Origin of the sequence: Salmonella sp. SA14318, assembly GCF_029866905.1 — a bacterium.
Classification (GTDB): domain Bacteria; phylum Pseudomonadota; class Gammaproteobacteria; order Enterobacterales; family Enterobacteriaceae; genus Salmonella; species Salmonella enterica.
Map to the genome: position 1 here is coordinate 1,235,494 of NZ_CP123282.1, position 19,769 is coordinate 1,255,262.

The 19,769-nt window shown below is 54.0% G+C and carries 18 protein-coding genes; 13 read left to right on the forward strand and 5 right to left on the reverse strand.

All coding sequences use genetic code 11. The features are described from left to right. Positions 1-11 precede the first annotated feature (11 nt). The 3 genes from recO to acpS are packed head-to-tail and all read left to right on the forward strand — an operon-like array spanning position 12 to position 1,863. Positions 12-740 (forward strand): DNA repair protein RecO, encoded by a 729-nt coding sequence (gene recO / locus QEN32_RS05865; protein WP_000399380.1) that lies wholly within the window; start codon positions 12-14, stop codon positions 738-740. Between the two features lie 11 nt (positions 741-751). Beyond that, complete coding sequence (gene pdxJ, locus QEN32_RS05870) at positions 752-1,483, forward strand: pyridoxine 5'-phosphate synthase (RefSeq protein WP_000818964.1); 732 nt, start codon at positions 752-754, stop codon at positions 1,481-1,483. Continuing rightward, positions 1,483-1,863 (forward strand): holo-ACP synthase, encoded by a 381-nt coding sequence (gene acpS / locus QEN32_RS05875; protein WP_000986043.1) that lies wholly within the window; start codon positions 1,483-1,485, stop codon positions 1,861-1,863. The genes pdxJ and acpS overlap by 1 nt, the downstream gene beginning before the upstream one ends. A gap of 111 nt (positions 1,864-1,974) precedes the next feature. Here acpS and QEN32_RS05880 read toward each other — a convergent pair whose 3' ends face one another. After that, positions 1,975-2,235, reverse strand: a complete 261-nt coding sequence (locus QEN32_RS05880; protein WP_001196291.1) for a YfhL family 4Fe-4S dicluster ferredoxin — start codon at positions 2,233-2,235, stop codon at positions 1,975-1,977. Positions 2,236-2,272: 37 nt separating this feature from the next. After that, entirely contained in the window at positions 2,273-3,199 is a 927-nt protein-coding gene (locus tag QEN32_RS05885; RefSeq protein WP_001022463.1) for a LysR family transcriptional regulator, read from the reverse strand. Positions 3,200-3,314: 115 nt separating this feature from the next. Here QEN32_RS05885 and QEN32_RS05890 point away from each other — a divergent pair, with 115 nt between their 5' ends. Further along, positions 3,315-4,511, forward strand: a complete 1,197-nt coding sequence (locus tag QEN32_RS05890) for an OFA family MFS transporter (RefSeq protein WP_001276364.1) — start codon at positions 3,315-3,317, stop codon at positions 4,509-4,511. Between the two features lie 21 nt (positions 4,512-4,532). Further along, complete coding sequence (locus QEN32_RS05895) at positions 4,533-5,450, forward strand: oxidoreductase (protein ID WP_058331988.1); 918 nt, start codon at positions 4,533-4,535, stop codon at positions 5,448-5,450. Between the two features lie 38 nt (positions 5,451-5,488). Here the strand turns inward: QEN32_RS05895 and QEN32_RS05900 are convergent, their stop codons facing one another. Further along, positions 5,489-6,337, reverse strand: a complete 849-nt coding sequence (locus QEN32_RS05900) for a MurR/RpiR family transcriptional regulator (RefSeq protein WP_000995703.1) — start codon at positions 6,335-6,337, stop codon at positions 5,489-5,491. Between the two features lie 115 nt (positions 6,338-6,452). On the opposite strand from QEN32_RS05900, the gene murQ reads away from it, so the two are divergent. The 4 genes from murQ to tadA are packed head-to-tail and all read left to right on the forward strand — an operon-like array spanning position 6,453 to position 9,933. Then, positions 6,453-7,346 carry an N-acetylmuramic acid 6-phosphate etherase gene (gene murQ, locus QEN32_RS05905; protein WP_001048535.1) on the forward strand — a complete coding sequence of 298 codons (894 nt, stop codon included), beginning with the start codon at positions 6,453-6,455 and terminating at the stop codon, positions 7,344-7,346. 10 nt (positions 7,347-7,356) lie between these two features. After that, the gene (locus tag QEN32_RS05910) at positions 7,357-8,718 is read left to right on the forward strand and encodes a PTS transporter subunit EIIC (protein WP_000361667.1); all 1,362 of its coding nucleotides are present in this window, start codon (positions 7,357-7,359) and stop codon (positions 8,716-8,718) included. Positions 8,719-8,721: 3 nt separating this feature from the next. Next, entirely contained in the window at positions 8,722-9,357 is a 636-nt protein-coding gene (yfhb, locus tag QEN32_RS05915) for a phosphatidylglycerophosphatase C (RefSeq protein WP_000253558.1), read from the forward strand. 24 nt (positions 9,358-9,381) lie between these two features. Further along, positions 9,382-9,933, forward strand: a complete 552-nt coding sequence (gene tadA, locus QEN32_RS05920; RefSeq protein ID WP_023207142.1) for a tRNA adenosine(34) deaminase TadA — start codon at positions 9,382-9,384, stop codon at positions 9,931-9,933. Positions 9,934-9,983: 50 nt separating this feature from the next. On the opposite strand, the gene mltF is transcribed toward tadA, so the two are convergent. Both mltF and QEN32_RS05930 read right to left on the reverse strand, forming a co-directional pair. Then, positions 9,984-11,528: a membrane-bound lytic murein transglycosylase MltF gene (gene mltF / locus QEN32_RS05925; protein WP_000734249.1), complete on the reverse strand. Its 1,545-nt coding sequence runs from the start codon at positions 11,526-11,528 to the stop codon at positions 9,984-9,986. Next, positions 11,529-11,759, reverse strand: a complete 231-nt coding sequence (locus tag QEN32_RS05930; RefSeq protein ID WP_001667158.1) for a hypothetical protein — start codon at positions 11,757-11,759, stop codon at positions 11,529-11,531. A gap of 24 nt (positions 11,760-11,783) precedes the next feature. Between QEN32_RS05930 and purL the strand changes: the two genes are divergently transcribed. From purL to glrR, 4 genes are all read left to right on the forward strand, one after another. Beyond that, positions 11,784-15,671, forward strand: coding sequence for a phosphoribosylformylglycinamidine synthase (gene purL / locus QEN32_RS05935; protein WP_000970047.1), 3,888 nt, complete (start codon positions 11,784-11,786; stop codon positions 15,669-15,671). 504 nt (positions 15,672-16,175) lie between these two features. Further along, positions 16,176-17,606, forward strand: coding sequence for a two component system sensor histidine kinase QseE/GlrK (gene qseE, locus QEN32_RS05940; protein WP_001670672.1), 1,431 nt, complete (start codon positions 16,176-16,178; stop codon positions 17,604-17,606). A gap of 1 nt (position 17,607) precedes the next feature. Beyond that, complete coding sequence (gene qseG / locus QEN32_RS05945) at positions 17,608-18,372, forward strand: two-component system QseEF-associated lipoprotein QseG (protein WP_001054239.1); 765 nt, start codon at positions 17,608-17,610, stop codon at positions 18,370-18,372. Further along, positions 18,372-19,706, forward strand: a complete 1,335-nt coding sequence (gene glrR, locus QEN32_RS05950) for a two-component system response regulator GlrR (protein WP_312038676.1) — start codon at positions 18,372-18,374, stop codon at positions 19,704-19,706. Before qseG ends, glrR begins: the two co-directional genes overlap by 1 nt. Positions 19,707-19,769 lie beyond the last annotated feature (63 nt).

A 19,769-nucleotide genomic window follows, 5' to 3' on the forward strand; every position in this document is an offset into this window, starting at 1 on the left:
GTTAACACAGCGTGGAAGGGTGGCAGCGCGCATTTGTCCTGCACAGTCGCCCCTGGAGCGAAACCAGCCTGATGCTGGACGTCTTCACGGAAGAATCGGGGCGCGTGCGCCTTGTCGCCAAAGGCGCGCGATCTAAACGTTCCAATCTGAAAGGCGCGTTACAGCCTTTTACGCCGTTATTGCTACGCTACAGCGGACGCGGCGAGGTGAAAACCCTGCGCAGCGCCGAGGCAGTTTCTTTGGCGCTGCCGTTAAGCGGTATTACGCTCTATAGCGGCCTGTACATCAACGAACTCCTCTCTCGCGTACTGGAATATGAAACGCGCTTCTCCGAACTCTTTTTTGATTATCTGAACTGTATTCAGGCGCTGGCGGGAACCACCGGCTCACCTGAACCGGCGTTGCGACGTTTCGAACTGGCGTTGCTGGGCCATCTGGGGTATGGCGTCAATTTCACCCACTGTGCAGGCAGCGGCGAACGGGTGGATGACACCATGACCTACCGTTACCGCGAAGAAAAAGGCTTTTTCGCCAGCGTCGTCATCGATAACAACACCTTTACCGGACGGCACCTGAAAGCGCTGGAGGCGCGGGAATTTCCGGATGTAGATACCCTGCGTGCCGCTAAACGCTTTACCCGTATGGCATTAAAGCCGTATCTTGGGGGAAAACCGTTAAAAAGCCGGGAGCTGTTCCGGCAATTTATGCCCAAACGCACAGTAAAAACGAAGAAAGATTAACGAGGATTGTCATGGCTGAATTACTGTTAGGCGTCAATATTGACCACATTGCCACGTTACGTAATGCGCGCGGCACCGACTATCCGGATCCGGTACAGGCGGCGTTTATTGCTGAACAGGCAGGCGCGGACGGCATTACCGTACACCTGCGCGAAGATCGTCGCCACATTACCGATCGCGATGTGCGCATTCTGCGTCAGACGCTGCATACGCGTATGAATCTGGAGATGGCGGTGACCGAAGAGATGCTGGCGATCGCCGTAGAAACCAGGCCGCATTTCTGTTGTCTGGTGCCGGAAAAACGCCAGGAAGTCACCACCGAAGGCGGTCTGGATGTGGCCGGACAGCGCGATAAAATGCGTGATGCCTGCGCGCGCCTGGCGGCGGCTGGCATCCAGGTTTCGCTCTTTATCGATGCCGATGAAGCGCAAATCAACGCGGCAGCGGAAGTCGGCGCGCCGTTTATCGAAATCCATACCGGCTGCTATGCCAACGCAGAAACCGATGCGGAACAGGCAAAAGAGCTGGCGCGTATTGCCAGCGCCGCGACCCTGGCGGCCCGTCTGGGGCTAAAAGTAAATGCGGGTCATGGCCTGACCTACCATAACGTCAAAGCTATTGCCGCACTGCCGGAAATGCACGAGCTCAATATCGGTCATGCCATTATTGGTCGGGCGGTGATGACGGGGCTGAAAGAGGCGGTGGCTGAAATGAAACGTTTGATGCTGGAAGCGCGCGGCTAATGGCGATTCTCGGCCTGGGAACGGATATTGTAGAGATTGCCCGCATTGAGGCAGTGATCTCCCGTTCCGGCGAACGTCTGGCAAGGCGTGTGCTCAGTGACAACGAGTGGGCTATCTGGGAGACGCATCAGCAGCCGGTGCGTTTTCTCGCCAAGCGTTTTGCGGTCAAAGAGGCGGCAGCGAAAGCTTTTGGCACCGGCATCCGCAACGGTCTGGCGTTTAATCAGTTCGAAGTGTTTAACGATGAGCTGGGAAAACCACGTTTGCGGCTGTGGGGCGAGGCGTTAACGCTGGCGGAAAAACTCGGTGTGGCGCACATGCATGTCACGTTGGCCGATGAACGCCATTACGCCTGCGCTACGGTCATTCTGGAAAGTTAGATTTGCCGGATGGCGGCGTAAACACATTACCTGACCTACAGGCCGATATATTGTCGGCCTGATAAGCATAGCGCCATCAGGCATTGTTGCGTTGGAAGTGCGTTAACCCGCTTACAGTTTATCTGCGTGATGCATCAGAACAAACTTATCCCACAACTGTTCTTCGGTTTCGACATGGGCGGGATCCTGCAAAATCGTATTGGGGATCGGACAGACTTTCTGACAGGTCGGCGTTTCGTAATGGCCTACACACTCGGTGCATTTGTCGCTGTTAATCTCATAAATGCTGTCGCCCATTGAAATCGCCTCATTCGGGCACTCCGGCTCGCACATATCGCAATTGATACATTTTTTGGTGATTAACAGCGCCATCAGGAAATTCTCAGAAACAACACAAATCGGGCGGGCATTATACGCCTATTTTCTGCTCGGGCCAGCTCTTTTCTGGCGCTGATTTGTTATCTACAGTGTAAAAATTTTTGATCTGCTTGAGCAGGCAGATGGTTGCGTTATCCAGTGAAAGGTCATTACTGTGCACCAGCATGACAGGAATAAAGAATGCGGGGATGCCCAGTGAAACCAGGCGAACATTTTTGGGTGTCGATAAATGGGTTAGCGAGCGGGTAATAAATGCGATGCCAATCTGCGCTTCGGCATACTCAAGGCATGAGTAGTGGTTATCCAGTTCGCAGATGACGTTAGGAACGACTTTGCGGTTATTAAATTCTGTGGTGATGATCCCTCTTAATAGCAGAGAGTCATTAAGCACGATAATGGGCTGGTCGTTTAAATCTTTTAAATGCAGACGTTCGCGTGTCGCCAGAGGATGAGAAAGTGGGATTGCAGCGATAATTTCATCTTCAAACAGCATGGTCGAGCTTAGCTGGGCAGGGAGCGCTGTTCGATAAACAATGCCAATATCAACGGCGCTATCCGTCAGCTTTTTAATGGTTTGCTCAGTTGAGAACTCTTTAACATTTAAAGATATTTCCGGATGGTGCGCCATAAAGTTGCGAAAAGCGGGCAGGACCAGGTAGCTGCCTGACACCCCGATTGAAATAGTATCGCGCTGTTGATCCTGATAGGGAAGAAGTTCATTTTCGGCATTTTTTAAATCCAGCATTATTTTGTTAGCGTGTCGTTGCAAAATAATGCCTGCTTTTGTTAATTTAATTCCTCTACCTTTTCGCTTAAATAATATTGTTTTAAGTGATGACTCAAGTTGTTTGATTTGCTGACTTAATGATGGCTGAGTGATAAACAGGCGACTGGCTGCCCGACCATAATGTAATTCATCACACAATATCAGGAAGGAGTGTAGTTGTTTGATATTCATTAAAATTTAATGCCAATCGATTGGGTTTTGTTATAACGATTATAAAAAATACCAAATTGTTTGCCTATTTTGCTTTTTTTAAACTGTGATCAGTACATTTTAAAAAGGGAAAATTATGTCGGCATCAATCAACCGCTGGGGAATGCTTGCCGCTCACGTGTGCATCAATTTTGTGCTCGGGGGCGTCTACGCATTTAGCTATTTCAAAACACCACTCATGGCGCAATATCACTGGGATCCGGCTACGCTGGCGTTAGCATTCTCTATCAACATGGGGATCATTCCTTTACCGATGATTTGGGGCGGGAGAATGATCGACAATGGTAAAGGAAAGCAGGCGATAGTTATCGGTGGTATCCTGTTTTCTTTAGGTTTTATCTTGTCCGGGTTTGTGGATAATTTGCCCATGCTGTTTTTAACCTACGGCGTCATTGCCGGGTTGGGATCGGGCCTGGCTTTTACGGGTAATCTTAATAATATTCTGAAATTTTTCCCTGACCGTCGCGGTCTTGCCAGCGGTATCGTACTGGCGGGTGTTGGCGTCGGGACGCTACTTTGCACCCGCCTGGCCGAATATTTTATGGCGCAAACTCACGATGTTAGTCGGGCGTTGTTATATCTGGGCATTGTTTATCTGGTGGTTATTTTTATCGTCCAGTTCTTTATTCGTAGCGCGCCAGCAAAAGATAGTGGAGGAATTAAAGCGTCGCCACTGGATAAAGACTATCGGCACATGCTGAAAGATCTGCGCTTCTGGCTGCTGTTTATGATTCTGGCGCTGGGCGTGTTCTCTGGGATGGTAATTAGCTCAAGTTCTGCGCAAATTGGTATGACGCAGTACGGTTTACTGTCCGGTGCATTAGTCGTTAGCCTGGTCTCGATATTTAACTCGATCGGTCGCCTGTTCTGGGGAGGGTTAACCGATAAATTAGGCGGCTATAATACGCTGGTTATTGTTTACCTCTTTACTTGCTTGTGTATGCTGCTGTTATTTTTCTTCAATGGCAATACTTCGGTATTTTATTTCAGCGCTCTGGGCGTGGGCTTTGCTTATGCCGGTATATTAGTTATCTTCCCTGGTTTGACCAGCCAGAATTTTGGTATGCGTAACCAGGGGCTAAACTACGGCTTTATGTATTTTGGTTTTGCCGTCGGTGCGGTTATTGCTCCTTATGTAACGTCCGCTATTGCAAAATATACCGGAAGCTACAATACAGTATTTATTTTAACCACGGTGCTATTGCTTATTGGAGTCGTGTTGACCCTGATAACGAAAAAATATGTCGCAACGGTTTTAGCCAAAATTCATTAATCAGATAATAAGGAAATAAAAATGAAAATTGCAATCGCAGGTGCAGGCGCTATGGGATGTCGTTTTGGCTATATGCTGCTGGAGGCCGGGCATGACGTGACGCTTATCGATAGCTGGCAGGAGCATGTCGACGCTATTCGTAGCAAGGGGTTGTTTGTCGAAACGGAAACGACTCAGAAGTATTACCCCATCCCTGCTATGTTGGCTGATGAATCCCAGGGGGAGTTTGAGCTGGTTATTCTGTTTACCAAAGCCATGCAGCTGGATAGCATGTTACAGCGTATTAAGCCGCTGCTGCCAGCCGCGAAGGTCGTGATGATTTTATCTAACGGCCTGGGAAATATCGAAACCCTGGAGAAATATGTCGATCGGCAGAAAATCTATGCGGGTGTGACGTTATGGTCCAGCGAACTGGAGGGGGCTGGGCATATTATGGCCACCGGTACCGGAACGATTGAACTGCAGCCGATTGCCAGCCAGGATTCGGCTCAAGAGACTAAGGTCATTGCCACCCTTAATAGCGCTGGATTGAATGCTGAAATAAGCCCTGACGTATTATTATCGATCTGGAAGAAGGCAGCCTTTAATAGCGTAATGAACACCTATTGCGCGCTACTGGATTGTAATGTCGGCGGATTTGGTCAGCGGCCTGGTGCTTTAGATTTAGCGCAAGCGGTAGTTGATGAGTTTGTGTTAGTTGCTGCCAGCCAGAATATTCCGTTGACTGAGCAAATGGTGATGAATACGGTGAAGAAAGTGTTCGATCCGCGTGAGAGCGGCCACCACTATCCTTCTATGCATCAGGATTTACATAAAGGCCGACTGACTGAAATCGACTATTTAAATGGTGCGATTGCGCGAATCGGCGCTCAGAACAATATTGCCGTACCGGTTAACACACTCCTGACGCAATTGATTCACGCGAAAGAAGCGCAATAAACTTGATAGCTCTTCTGCATGAGGCGGAAGAGCCATTTTCAAACCAGTTTTTTTACCAGCGCCTCGCTATGGCGAATACGCTCCGGCGCCCGCTCTAAATCCTGTTGTACCAGCGCCATAAACAGTAAGTCGGTCAACATCATTTGCGCATGTGTCGAGGAGATAGCGGCGCTACGCGTCGCCTGCTCTTCAGCAATCGTATACAGACAGCGGGTGGCGCGCTGCTGCAAGGCGTTGGGAGAAAAACCGGTAATGGCCAGGATCTTCGCGCCTGCGCGTAATGTTTCGTCCGCCGCCAGGTTCAGCTCGCGCCGTTCCCCGGAATAAGAGATCGCCAGCAGCAGATCCTCCGGCGCCAGCGCCTGCACCGTCGCCAGCAGGGCGTGCATATCGCGCTCAACCACCGCGTTAATGCCAATCTTCAGTAGCTTCCAGGCAAAATTTTGCGCCACCAGCCCAGAGGCGCCAATCCCGGTGATCACAATACGGCGGGCGTGGCGCAGCATCGTGACGCTTTCTAACAGCTTTTCTTCACTGTTAACGTCCAGCGTGGCGTGCATCGCCGCCACATTCTCTTTAATTAATTTTTCCCCGACCAGGCGCATCGGATCGTCGCCGCGAATCTGGTTATGAACGGGAACGGAATGCGGATTAGGATTGCTGGCCAACGCTTCGCTGAGAGCCAGTTTCAACGCCGGAAACCCTTTAAACCCCAGTTTTTGCGCGAACTTGACTACGCTGGATTGGCTGACGCCCGCTTCGGCCGCCAGTTGCTGTGAGCTCAGATGCCGCGCCGTATCCGGTTGCGCGAGCAGATAATCCGCCAGTTTCCTGTCGCTTTGCGCGAGATCCGGATAACGCTGGCGAATACGAATCAAACAGTTCATGAGCAGCTCCTGCGAAACGTGATGGCGACGACAAAACGAAATTTCACTCGCCTGGGGGAATATTCTATTCCATCATGGACGCTTATTATGAATTAAAAATTCCAGAGGGACAAAAATGAATCTTGGTACCTTAGTGTCTGAAACCCGTAACCCGCAAACGATGGATCTGGATGCGTTGCCTACTCCTGAATTAGTTAAGCGTTTTAATGAACAGGATACGCGGGTAGCGGAAGCGGTAAAAGCCACTCTGCCTGACGTTGCGCGTGCGGTGGATGCCGCTGCGGCGGCGCTGAAGTCTGGCGGACGTATCATCTATATGGGCGCGGGCACCAGTGGTCGGCTTGGCGTACTGGATGCCTCAGAATGCCCCCCGACGTTTGGCGTTCCGCACGGTCTGGTCGTCGGGCTGATTGCCGGTGGGCCGGGCGCGTTGCTGAAAGCGGTCGAAGGCGCGGAAGACAGCCAACAGGCAGGCGAAGACGATCTTGTCGCGCTAAATCTGCAAGAACAGGATCTGGTCGTGGGGCTCGCGGCGTCGGGTCGTACACCCTATGTGATTGGCGGCCTGCGCTATGCGCGACAGTCCGGTTGTACCACTGTTGCCGTCTCCTGTAATCCAGATTCGCCTATTGCGCGGGAGGCTAATATCGCTATTTCGCCCGTTGTCGGGCCGGAAGCGCTTACCGGCTCCACGCGGCTGAAATCCGGCACCGCGCAGAAAATGGTGCTCAATATGATTTCTACCGGCGCGATGGTGAAGTTCGGCAAGGTCTATCAAAACCTGATGGTGGATATGAAAGCCACCAACGTCAAACTGGTCGATCGCGCGTGTCGGATGGTCGTTGAAGCGACCGGGATAGGTCGTGAAGAGGCGGAAACGTTGCTGAAACAGACCGATTTTGAGGTTAAGCCCGCCATTTTGATGGCGCTTACGGGGCTGGATGCTGCAGCCGCCAGGGAAAAACTCGCCGCTCATCAGGGCTTTTTAAGGGCGGCGTTAGAACACTAAAGAGGTGTGTATGGATAAGACGGCAGCGCTCGCCAGCGACATTTTACGTGGTATCGGCGGAGAGCAAAATATTCTGCGCCTGGAAAACTGTATGACGCGAGTCAGGGTGGAGGTACAGGACGACAGCCAACTGGATATTCCGCGCTTAAAAGCGTTGCCTGGCGTCAGTGGATACGTAAAGCAAGGGGAGCAACATCAGCTGATCGTTGGGCCGGGGAAGGCTGCACAGGTGGTTGATGCGATGCGCGTGCAGATTGCCGCAGGTGGTGTAAAGCCGGACGACGCTATGGCGCGTACCAAATCCGAGGTGAAAGCGAAGTATAAAGCGCCGATGAGCGATGCGTTGCGTAAGCTGGCGAATGTTTTTATTCCGCTTATTCCCGCCTTTATCGCATCCGGCTTGATTACCGGCATTATCAACATTCTTAAACGTCCGGATATCGTCGGCGATGTTGCCGTCCACTATCCTAACCTGCTGGGCCTGATGGGGATATTTGGTAGCGCGGTGTTCGCTATCATGAACATTCTGGTTGGCGTCAATACCGCGAAAGTCTTTGGCGGATCGCAGGCGTTAGGCGGCGTGATGGCGGGGATCCTTTCCAGCCCGCAACTGGCGCAGATTACGCTCTTTGGCGAGGCGCTTCAGCCGGGACGGGGCGGCGTTATCGCCGTCCTGCTGGTGGTGGCGTTAATGTGCTGGATTGAGCGCCAGTTCCGTAAGCTGCTGCCGGGGTCGCTGGAGTTAATTCTTAACCCTTTATTGACGACTGTTATCACCGGCGCGGTAGCGATTGTCGCTCTGCAACCGCTTGGCGGCTGGATTTCAGACGCTATCGCTCACGGCGCGTCCTGGGCTATCGATCGCGGCGGTTTTCTGGTGGGCGCGGTGTTAGCCGGAACCTTCCTGCCGTTGGTACTGACCGGGCTGCATCAGGGGCTGGTGCCTATTCATGTGGAGCTGGTGCAAGCGCACGGCTATAACGCGCTGTTTCCCATCCTGGCGATGGCGGGCGTTGGTCAGATAGGCGCGGCCATTGCCGTACTGATGAAAACCCGCAATGCGCGGCTCAAAAAGGTGATTAAAGGCGCGCTTCCGGTCGGACTGCTGGGGATTGGCGAGCCGCTGATTTTTGGCGTCACGCTGCCATTGGGTAAGCCATTTATTGGCGCTTGCCTCGGCGGCGCGGTAGGCGGGGCGTTGATCAGCTACTGGAAAGTGGCGACGGTAATTACCTTTGGTATTTCCGGTTTGCCGCTGGCATTAACAATTGTTGCCGGAAAAGTCCTGTTCTATCTGTTAGGCTATTTAATAGCGGTAATTGCCGGGTTTATTTTTACCTGGCTGCTGGGGTTCAATGATCCAGAGGAGTAAGGTTTGGTCAGCCACGAGCGTCGTGTCGTCTTTTTTGATTTGGATGGAACGTTACATCAACAGGATATGTTCGGCAGTTTTCTGCGTTATTTGCTGCGCCGTCAGCCGCTAAATGCGCTGCTCGTACTGCCGTTGTTGCCCATTATCGGTATCGGTTTACTGGTAAAAGGGCGTGCGGCCCGCTGGCCGATGAGTCTGTTGTTGTGGGGCTGTACTTTTGGCCATAGCGAAACGCGTTTGCAGGCGCATCAGGCGGATTTTGTCCGTTGGTTTCGCGCTAACGTCACGGCGTTTCCGGTTGTACAGGAGCGTCTGACCACCTATCTATTGAGCTCTGACGCGGATATCTGGCTTATTACCGGTTCTCCGCAATCATTGGTAGAGCAAGTCTATTTTGATACGCCGTGGCTGCCGCGCGTTAACCTCATCGCCAGCCAGATGGCGCGACGGTATGGCGGCTGGGTATTAACCGTGCGCTGTCTGGGCCATGAAAAAGTCGCGCAACTGGAACGTAAAATCGGTACGCCGCTGCGTCTTTATAGCGGCTACAGCGACAGCAAACAGGATAACCCGCTGCTTTATTTTTGCCAGCATCGCTGGCGGGTGACGCCGCACGGCGAGTTGCAGCAGCTCGAATAGTGAAACGCATAGCGTCTGTGTATAATGCCGCCCGCTTTCATTACCGGAGTTACCTCTTTGTCTGATGTCGAATTAGATCACGAATACTGGATGCGCCACGCGCTGACGCTGGCGAAACGCGCCTGGGACGAACGCGAGGTTCCGGTTGGCGCGGTATTGGTGCATAACCATCGCGTCATTGGCGAAGGCTGGAACCGACCCATTGGCCGCCACGATCCTACTGCGCATGCTGAAATAATGGCGCTGCGTCAGGGCGGTCTGGTATTGCAGAATTATCGGTTACTGGATACCACGCTGTATGTCACGCTGGAACCCTGTGTGATGTGCGCAGGCGCTATGGTGCATAGCCGCATTGGACGCGTTGTCTTTGGCGCGCGCGATGCAAAAACCGGCGCGGCCGGATCGCTAATTGATGTGCTGCACCATCCGGGAATGAATCACCGGGTCGAGATTATTGAAGGGGTGCTGCGCGATGAATGTGCGACGCTGCTCAGTGATTTTTTCCGTATGCGTCGTCAGGAAATTAAAGCCCTGAAGAAAGCCGACCGTGCGGAAGGCGCGGGGCCGACAGTATAGCGCAATGCCGGATAAGAGGTTGCGCGTCGCCATCCGATAAGACCATCGCGCTATTTTTCTTCTTTCTTCTGCGGCGTAAACAGTAAAGACGGCGAATGCGTCAGGTAGCCTGATGACTGCGATAAAAACGACAGGAGGGGGAAGGGGGCTTTATTCAGCTCCTCCGGCGACACCGCCGGGTAATCCTGCGCCAGTTTCATGGCTTCCGCTTCCTGCTTTTCTTTTTCCTGCAAATACCCCACTAAACTTATCTGGTATTTACGGATATTTTCCACATAAGCATAAGCCTCATGTCCACGCGCGTAACCGTAGGTTAGCTTACTGTAATACGGTTTTTGGCTTAACAGAGGCAAACGCTGCTTCACATCGGTCCAGCTATCCGGATTGCCTTTGGTTTTTACCGTCAGCGATCTGGCATCGAGCATGTGCGCATAACCCATATTGTAGGCGGCTAAGGCAAACCAGATACGCTCGTCTTCCGGAACGGTTTCGGGAACTTTAGCCATCATATCTTCAAGATAGCGAGCGCCGCCGCTGATGCTTTGCTCCGCATCGGTACGGTCGGTCAGCCCCAGACTTTGGGCGGTATTTTTAGTCAGCATCATCAGGCCGCGCACGCCGGTTGGCGAGGTCGCCAGCGGGTCCCAGTGTGATTCCTGATAAGAGATCGCCGCCAGCAGGCGCCAGTCTATCTCTTTGGCATATTTTTTAAATAACGGCTCCAGCTCCGGCAGGACGTTATCCACCGCTCGCAGGAAAGAGCGGGTATCAACGTAGTCGAAATCATCGCCATGCCCCAGATATTTCTCTTCGATCCGCGCCAACGACCCGTCTTCATTGATCGAATTGAAAAAATCGAGCAGCGCGGCGGAGAGCGTATTATCGTCGTCCAGTCGGCTAAACCAGGTCACGGGCTGTTCATCCGTGACGTCCAGCGCCACGGCCAGCTCGGGATGAACGCGCTGAAACAGACTGATCGCCACTGAATCGGCAATGGTGTAATCCAGTTTGCCGCTGATGACCTCTTCCAGCAGCGTCGTCGAGCCTTTTTTATCATCCACTTTCCAGCTCAGGTCGGGAAACTTTGTCTCTTTTAAACGCTGTAAATCATTGACCACGACGTGCCCTGGCGCAATGGTAAGCTGATTCTCGTTAACGGTCGCCAGCGAACGTGGGCGATATTGTCCGACCCGGTAGACGAGCTGTTGCGAAACCGAGTAATACATGGGACCGGGCTGATAGTTTTTAACGCGTGCGCTGTCGTAGACCAGCCCTGCCGCGAGCAGGTCGGCATTGCCGTTATCCAGATCGTCAAACAACTGGCTGATATTCTGGCGCACCGTCACTTTCAGCTTCACGCCGAGATAGTTGGCGAACTGCTGCGCCAGTTCATAGTCCAGACCATATTTTTTACCGTTGATAACGGAATAGGTTAATGGCGAGTCGATCGTACTGACGCGCAGTACCCCCCGGGCTTGAATCGCGGCGATATGGTTTTCGGTTTTACCGAACCAGGGGATTGAGGGCCAAAGGGCTGCTGCCAGCAGCAGCGTCAATATGCCGATGAACAGATAATTAATCTTTAATTTTTTCAATTAGTTAATTCTCTGGATCGTGCGTTGCCTCGGGCTGAAAAAGATGTTTTGCTGCAATAGATAAGTCATTAATGAGCGGCATTTTGCGTAACAATGCGCCAGTTGGCAACTTATTCGCAACGATAGCCGCACCGTATGACAAGAAAAAGCGGTGATTTTATTTCTACGCAAACGGTTTCGTCGACGCGTCAGATTCTTTATAATGACGGCCGTTTCCCCCCTTGCGCACACCGAAGCTTAGAAGACGAGAGACTTATGATGGAAATTCTGCGTGGTTCGCCTGCACTGTCTGCATTCCGTATCAATAAACTGCTGGCGCGCTTTCAGGCTGCCAACCTCCAGGTCCACAATATATACGCTGAGTATGTCCATTTTGCTGACCTGAACGCCCCGTTAAATGATAGCGAGCAGGCGCAGCTTACCCGTCTGCTGCAATACGGCCCGGCGCTTAGCAGCCATACGCCGGCGGGTAAACTCCTGTTGGTCACACCGCGTCCTGGTACCATCTCCCCCTGGTCTTCAAAAGCAACGGATATCGCCCACAACTGCGGCCTGCAACAGGTTGATCGGCTGGAGCGCGGCGTAGCGTACTATATCGAGGCTTCGACGTTGACGGCGGAACAGTGGCGACAAGTGGCCGCAGAGCTGCACGACCGTATGATGGAGACGGTGTTCTCTTCTTTAACCGATGCGGAAAAACTGTTTATCCACCATCAGCCTGCGCCGGTTTCCAGTGTCGATCTGCTGGGAGAAGGCCGTCAGGCGTTAATTGACGCCAACCTGCGTCTTGGTCTGGCGCTGGCGGAAGATGAAATCGACTATTTGCAGGAGGCGTTTACCAAACTGGGGCGCAACCCGAACGATATCGAATTGTACATGTTCGCCCAGGCGAACTCCGAGCACTGCCGCCACAAGATTTTTAATGCCGACTGGATTATCGACGGTAAACCGCAGCCGAAGTCGCTGTTTAAAATGATTAAAAACACCTTCGAAACCACGCCGGACTATGTGCTCTCTGCCTATAAAGACAATGCCGCGGTGATGGAAGGATCTGCGGTGGGGCGCTACTTCGCCGACCACAATACCGGCCGTTACGATTTTCATCAGGAGCCCGCGCACATTCTGATGAAGGTCGAAACGCATAACCACCCAACCGCTATCTCTCCGTGGCCGGGGGCGGCGACCGGTTCCGGCGGCGAAATTCGTGATGAAGGCGCCACCGGGCGTGGCGCGAAACCAAAAGCCGGGCTGGTGGGCTTCTCCGTTTCCAACCTGCGTATTCCGGGCTTTGAACAGCCGTGGGAAGAGGATTTTGGCAAGCCGGAACGTATTGTCACCGCGCTGGATATCATGACCGAAGGTCCGCTGGGCGGCGCGGCGTTTAACAACGAATTTGGTCGCCCGGCGCTGACCGGTTACTTCCGTACTTATGAAGAGAAAGTGAACAGCCACAACGGCGAAGAGCTGCGCGGCTACCATAAGCCGATCATGCTGGCGGGCGGGATCGGTAATATTCGCGCCGATCACGTGCAGAAAGGCGAGATCGTCGTGGGCGCGAAGCTGATCGTCCTTGGCGGCCCGGCGATGAATATCGGCCTCGGCGGCGGCGCGGCATCGTCAATGGCTTCCGGCCAGTCTGATGCGGATCTCGATTTTGCCTCTGTTCAGCGCGACAACCCGGAAATGGAACGCCGCTGCCAGGAGGTGATCGACCGCTGCTGGCAGTTGGGCGACGCCAACCCAATCTTGTTTATCCATGATGTGGGCGCGGGCGGTCTCTCCAATGCGATGCCGGAGCTGGTGAGCGACGGCGGGCGCGGCGGGAAGTTCGAACTGCGCGACATTCTTAGCGACGAGCCAGGCATGAGCCCGCTGGAAATCTGGTGTAACGAATCCCAGGAGCGCTATGTGCTGGCGGTCGCGGCTGACCAGTTGCCGCTGTTCGACGAACTGTGTAAGCGCGAACGCGCGCCGTATGCGGTCATTGGCGACGCTACCGAAGAACAGCATCTCTCGTTGCATGATAACCATTTCGACAATCAGCCGATCGACCTGCCGCTGGATGTCCTGCTGGGCAAAACGCCGAAAATGACCCGCGATGTGCAAACATTGAAGGCGAAAGGCGATGCGCTGAACCGCGCGGATATCACTATTGCCGACGCGGTAAATCGTGTTCTGCATCTGCCGACCGTGGCGGAAAAAACCTTCCTTGTCACTATTGGCGACCGTACCGTCACCGGTATGGTGGCGCGTGACCAGATGGTTGGCCCGTGGCAGGTCCCGGTGGCTGACTGCGCGGTCACTACCGCCAGCCTCGACAGCTACTACGGCGAAGCGATGTCGATTGGCGAGCGCGCGCCGGTGGCGCTGCTGGACTTTGCCGCCTCCGCCCGTCTGGCCGTCGGTGAAGCGTTGACTAACATTGCCGCGACGCAGATTGGCGATATCAAGCGCATTAAGCTTTCCGCTAACTGGATGGCGGCAGCCGGTCATCCTGGCGAAGATGCCGGTTTGTATGACGCGGTTAAAGCGGTGGGAGAGGAACTCTGTCCGCAGCTTGGCCTGACGATTCCGGTGGGCAAAGATTCGATGTCGATGAAAACCCGCTGGCAGGAAGGCAACGAACAGCGCGAAATGACCTCGCCGCTGTCGCTGGTTATTTCCGCGTTTGCCCGCGTGGAAGACGTGCGTCACACCCTTACGCCGCAGCTGTCAACGGAAGATAACGCCTTGCTGCTGATCGATCTTGGCAAGGGCCACAACGCGCTGGGCGCAACGGCGCTGGCGCAGGTCTATCGTCAGCTTGGCGACAAACCCGCGGACGTGCGTGACGTCGCGCAACTGAAAGGCTTCTATGACGCCATGCAGGCGCTGGTCGCTGCGCGTAAATTACTGGCCTGGCACGACCGTTCCGACGGCGGTCTGCTGGTGACGCTGGCCGAGATGGCCTTTGCCGGCCACTGCGGCGTGCAGGTCGATATCGCTGCGCTGGGCGATGACCATCTGGCCGCACTGTTCAACGAGGAGCTGGGCGGCGTGATTCAGGTACGCGCTGAAGACAGAGACGCGGTCGAAGCGCTGTTGGCGCAGTACGGCCTTGCTGACTGCGTCCACTACCTTGGTCAGGCCCTGGCTGGCGATCGCTTTGTGATTACCGCTAATGACCAGACGGTATTCAGCGAAAGCCGCACTACGCTGCGTGTCTGGTGGGCGGAAACCACCTGGCAGATGCAGCGTCTGCGCGACAATCCGCAATGTGCTGACCAGGAACATGAGGCGAAAGCGAATGATGCCGATCCGGGCCTCAACGTGAAGCTGTCGTTTGATATTAATGAAGATATCGCCGCGCCGTACATTGCGACAGGCGCACGACCGAAAGTCGCTGTACTGCGCGAGCAGGGGGTGAACTCTCACGTGGAGATGGCGGCGGCGTTCCATCGTGCGGGCTTTGACGCGATTGACGTCCATATGAGCGACCTGCTGGGCGGTCGTATCGGTCTGGGTAACTTCCATGCGCTGGTGGCTTGCGGCGGCTTTTCCTACGGCGACGTGCTGGGGGCGGGCGAAGGCTGGGCGAAATCCATTCTGTTTAACCATCGGGTGCGCGACGAATTCGAAACCTTTTTCCATCGTCCGCAGACGCTGGCGCTTGGGGTGTGCAACGGTTGCCAGATGATGTCGAATCTGCGCGAGCTGATCCCGGGCAGCGAACTGTGGCCGCGTTTTGTACGTAACCATTCTGACCGCTTCGAAGCCCGCTTCAGCCTGGTGGAAGTGACGCAAAGCCCATCGCTGCTGCTGCAAGGAATGGTAGGATCACAGATGCCGATTGCGGTTTCCCATGGGGAAGGGCGCGTTGAGGTGCGGGACGATGCGCATCTTGCCGCGCTTGAGAGCAAAGGCCTGGTCGCCCTGCGCTACGTTGATAACTTTGGTAAGGTGACCGAAACCTATCCGGCTAACCCGAACGGTTCGCCGAACGGCATCACGGCGGTGACGACCGAAAATGGTCGGGTGACGATTATGATGCCGCATCCGGAACGCGTATTCCGCACCGTCGCCAACTCCTGGCACCCGGAAAACTGGGGCGAGGATAGCCCGTGGATGCGTATCTTCCGTAATGCGCGTAAGCAGCTAGGGTAGTTCCATTCATCGCCGTCCCGTATTTGGGTGGTGTCGCGAAATGCCGACATCACCCTAAATACAGTGTCGCTAAAAGGTGACACTTAACTCATTGTTTTTCGATTAATATTAAGGTGATGGTGTTTAGTGTTGCCTTTTGGCGACATATTGCTTAAGTTTTGCTCGTTAGCGCCAGAGTGAGGTTAAGTTATAAAATATATTAAAATCATCATGTTAATTAATTGTTTTGCAACCTGGCACAATTACTGCATAATGATAACCAGTGGCTCATTCACCTTCTTATGTCAGCCCCTTAGGGACGCGCTACATAAACTTCGAATGACGCACAACAAGGTGCCTGCCGTCCAACTTCTGATAATAGCGTAGCTTTATCAACCTCCGGGCGAAACGTCGAGTTAGGCACCGCCTTATTCCATAACAAAGCCGGGTTTAGCCCGGCTTTGTTGTATCTGGCGCTTCCCTCGGTTAGCATCTTTTTTATTCTTCTTTTATGTGAGCGACACGTTGAAGCGCTGGTCTGTTTTCCCCCGTTCTTTACGACAATTGGTCATGCTGGCCTTTTTGCTGATCCTGCTGCCGTTGCTGGTTCTGGCCTGGCAGGCGTGGCAAAGCCTTAACGCGTTAAGCGATCAGGCTGCGGTGACTAACCGCAGCACGCTTATTGACGCCCGGCGCAGCGAGGCGATGACCAACGTCGCGCTGGAGATGGAGCGAAGCTACCGACAGTATTGCGTGCTTGACGATCCGACGCTGGCAAAAGTGTATCAAAGCCAGCGTAAGCGCTATAGCGATATGCTGGACGCCCATGCCGGCGTCTTGCCGGATGATAAGTTGTATCAGGCGTTACGCCAGGATTTAAACGCGCTGGCGCAATTGCAGTGTAAAGATAGCGGCCCGGAAGCGGCAGCGGCCGCGCGTCTGGAGGCCTTTGCCAACGCGAATACGGAAATGGTGCAGGCGACGCGTACTGTGGTTTACTCGCGCGGGCAGCAGTTACAACAAGAAATCGCCGAGCGCGGACAATTTTTCGGCTGGCAGGCGCTGGTGCTATTTCTGGTGAGCCTGGCGATGGTGCTACTTTTTACCCGCATGATTATCGGGCCGGTGAAAGGAATTGAACGGATGATTAATCGCCTGGGCGAAGGCCGTTCTTTGGGGAATACCGTCACCTTTACCGGTCCGCGTGAATTACGATCGGTGGGGCAGCGCATTATCTGGCTGAGTGAGCGTCTGGCGTGGCTGGAATCCCAGCGCCATCAGTTTCTACGTCATCTGTCCCATGAGCTGAAAACCCCGCTGGCCAGTATGCGCGAGGGGACAGAGCTGCTGGCCGATCAGGTGGTTGGGCCGCTGACGCCGGAGCAAAAAGAGGTGGTCGATATTCTGGATGACAGCAGTCGTAATTTACAAAAATTGATTGAGCAATTGCTTGATTACAACCGGAAACTGGTAGACAGTGCCACAGAGCTGGAAGCGGTCGATATCGCGCCGCTTGTGGATATGGTGGTTTCCGCCCACAGTTTGCCTGCCCGCGCTAAAATGATGCATACCGATGTCGACCTGGAGGCCGAACGCTGCATAGCAGAGCCCATGTTGCTGATGAGCGTGCTGGATAATCTCTATTCCAACGCGGTGCACTATGGCGCTGAATCCGGTAACATTTGTATCCGTAGTCGCTCTCAGGGCTCCACGGTTTATATCGATGTGGTTAATAGCGGCGAGCCGATTCCGCAAACCGAAAGAGAAATGATTTTTGAGCCTTTTTTCCAGGGAAGCCACCAGCGAAAAGGGGCGGTAAAAGGCAGTGGGTTAGGGCTGAGTATCGCCAGAGATTGTATTCGTCGAATGCAGGGAGAGATCCAACTGGTGGATGACAACGCGCAGGAAGTCTGTTTTCGCATCTCGCTGCCATTGCCTGCATCTGACAAACACTAATATGAATTTAAGCCTGGTGCGTATGTCACACGTTTTCGTCCAAACTATTAAACGATGCCTTTTGCGGTGGGGAATACCGGTGGGCATATCGTGTCTGGCGCTGACCGCATGTGTTCCCCATGCTTCACAGCAACTGCCCGGTAGCGCAGCGCAGGACACGCTCCCCCATTATCAACTGGCGGATTATCTCCCGACGGCGTGCGCGGATATCTGGTCGCTACGCGGGCAGGCGGTGGAGACGAATCCGCTGTACTGGCTACGCACGATTGACTGCGCCGATCGTCTGATGCCGGTTCAGTCGCGCGCAGAGGCGCGCGCGTTGACGGATGATAACTGGCAGAATGCCTTCAGGCGCGGGATTTTACTGGCGGATGCAAAAATTACGCCGCCGGAGCGGCGCGCCATCGTGACCCGTCTGGAGGCGTTAAGCGCGCAAATACCGGCTCAGGTACGGCCCGTCTACCAAATCTGGCATGACGGTCAGGCGCTGCAATTAGCACTTTCTGCCGAACGTCAGCGTTATAGCAAACTCCAGCAAACGTCAGATAGTGAGCTGGATGCGCTGCGCCAGCAGCAACAGGCCTTGCAAACGCAGCTCGATCTTACCACCCGTAAGCTGGAGAGTTTAACCGATATTGAGCGCCAGCTTTCGACACGAAAACCGGCAGGGAATTACAACGCCGATACGCCGCATACGAATGACAAACCCGCGACGTCTGAAGATGGCGCGGCGCCGTCGCCGTCACAAGATGAGGTAACGCCATGATAAGCCGTAAACCGGCGCACCTGCTGCTGGTCGATGACGATCCCGGATTACTGAAATTGCTCGGTATGCGCCTGACCAGTGAAGGATACAGCGTCGTGACCGCAGAGAGCGGCCAGGAAGGACTACGGGTACTACATCGGGAAAAAGTGGATCTGGTAATAAGCGACCTGCGCATGGACGAAATGGATGGTATGCAACTGTTCACAGAAATTCAGAAAGTACAGCCAGGAATGCCGGTTATCATTCTGACGGCGCATGGTTCCATTCCGGATGCGGTGGCCGCTACCCAGAAAGGCGTATTCAGCTTTTTGACGAAGCCGATCGACAGAGACGCGTTATATAAAGCGATAGATGAAGCGCTGGAACAGTCCGCTCCCGCGACGGACGATAGCTGGCGCAACGCTATCGTTACCCGTAGCCCGCTGATGCTGCGACTGCTTGAACAGGCGCGCATGGTCGCGCAGTCGGATGTCAGCGTATTGATTAACGGACAAAGCGGCACCGGGAAAGAGATTTTCGCACAGGCGATTCATAATGCCAGCCCGCGCAGTAACAAGCCGTTTGTCGCCATCAACTGCGGCGCGTTGCCGGAACAGTTGCTGGAGTCCGAATTATTCGGCCATGCGCGCGGCGCCTTTACCGGCGCAGTGAGCAATCGTGAAGGGTTGTTCCAGGCGGCGGAAGGCGGCACGCTGTTTCTGGATGAAATTGGCGATATGCCCGCGCCGTTACAGGTGAAGCTGCTGCGGGTGTTACAGGAGCGCAAAGTCAGGCCGCTGGGTAGCAATCGCGATATTGATATCGACGTGCGAATTATTTCCGCAACGCACCGCGATCTGCCGAAGGCGATGGCGCGGGGCGAATTTCGTGAAGATTTGTACTACCGGCTGAATGTCGTGAGCCTGAAAATTCCGGCGCTGGCGGAGCGTACCGAGGATATTCCGCTGCTGGCTAATCATCTGCTCAGACAGTCGGCACAGCGGCATAAACCGTTTGTTCGCGCCTTTTCTACTGATGCAATGAAACGGCTGATGACGGCAAGCTGGCCGGGCAACGTGCGCCAACTGGTCAACGTCATTGAACAATGCGTGGCGTTAACCTCTTCGCCGGTGATCAGCGATGCGTTGATCGAACAGGCGCTGGAAGGCGAAAACACCGCGCTGCCCACCTTTGCCGAAGCGCGAAACCAATTTGAACTGAACTATCTGCGCAAGTTACTGCAAATTACCAAAGGTAACGTGACGCACGCGGCAAGGATGGCGGGGCGCAACCGCACGGAATTCTATAAGCTACTCTCCCGTCACGAACTGGATGCGAATGATTTCAAAGAGTAGTTTTCATGCCGTAAAGTAGCGCGAAATATGTTACGTTTAACCGATCAAAACACAGGCGACCTT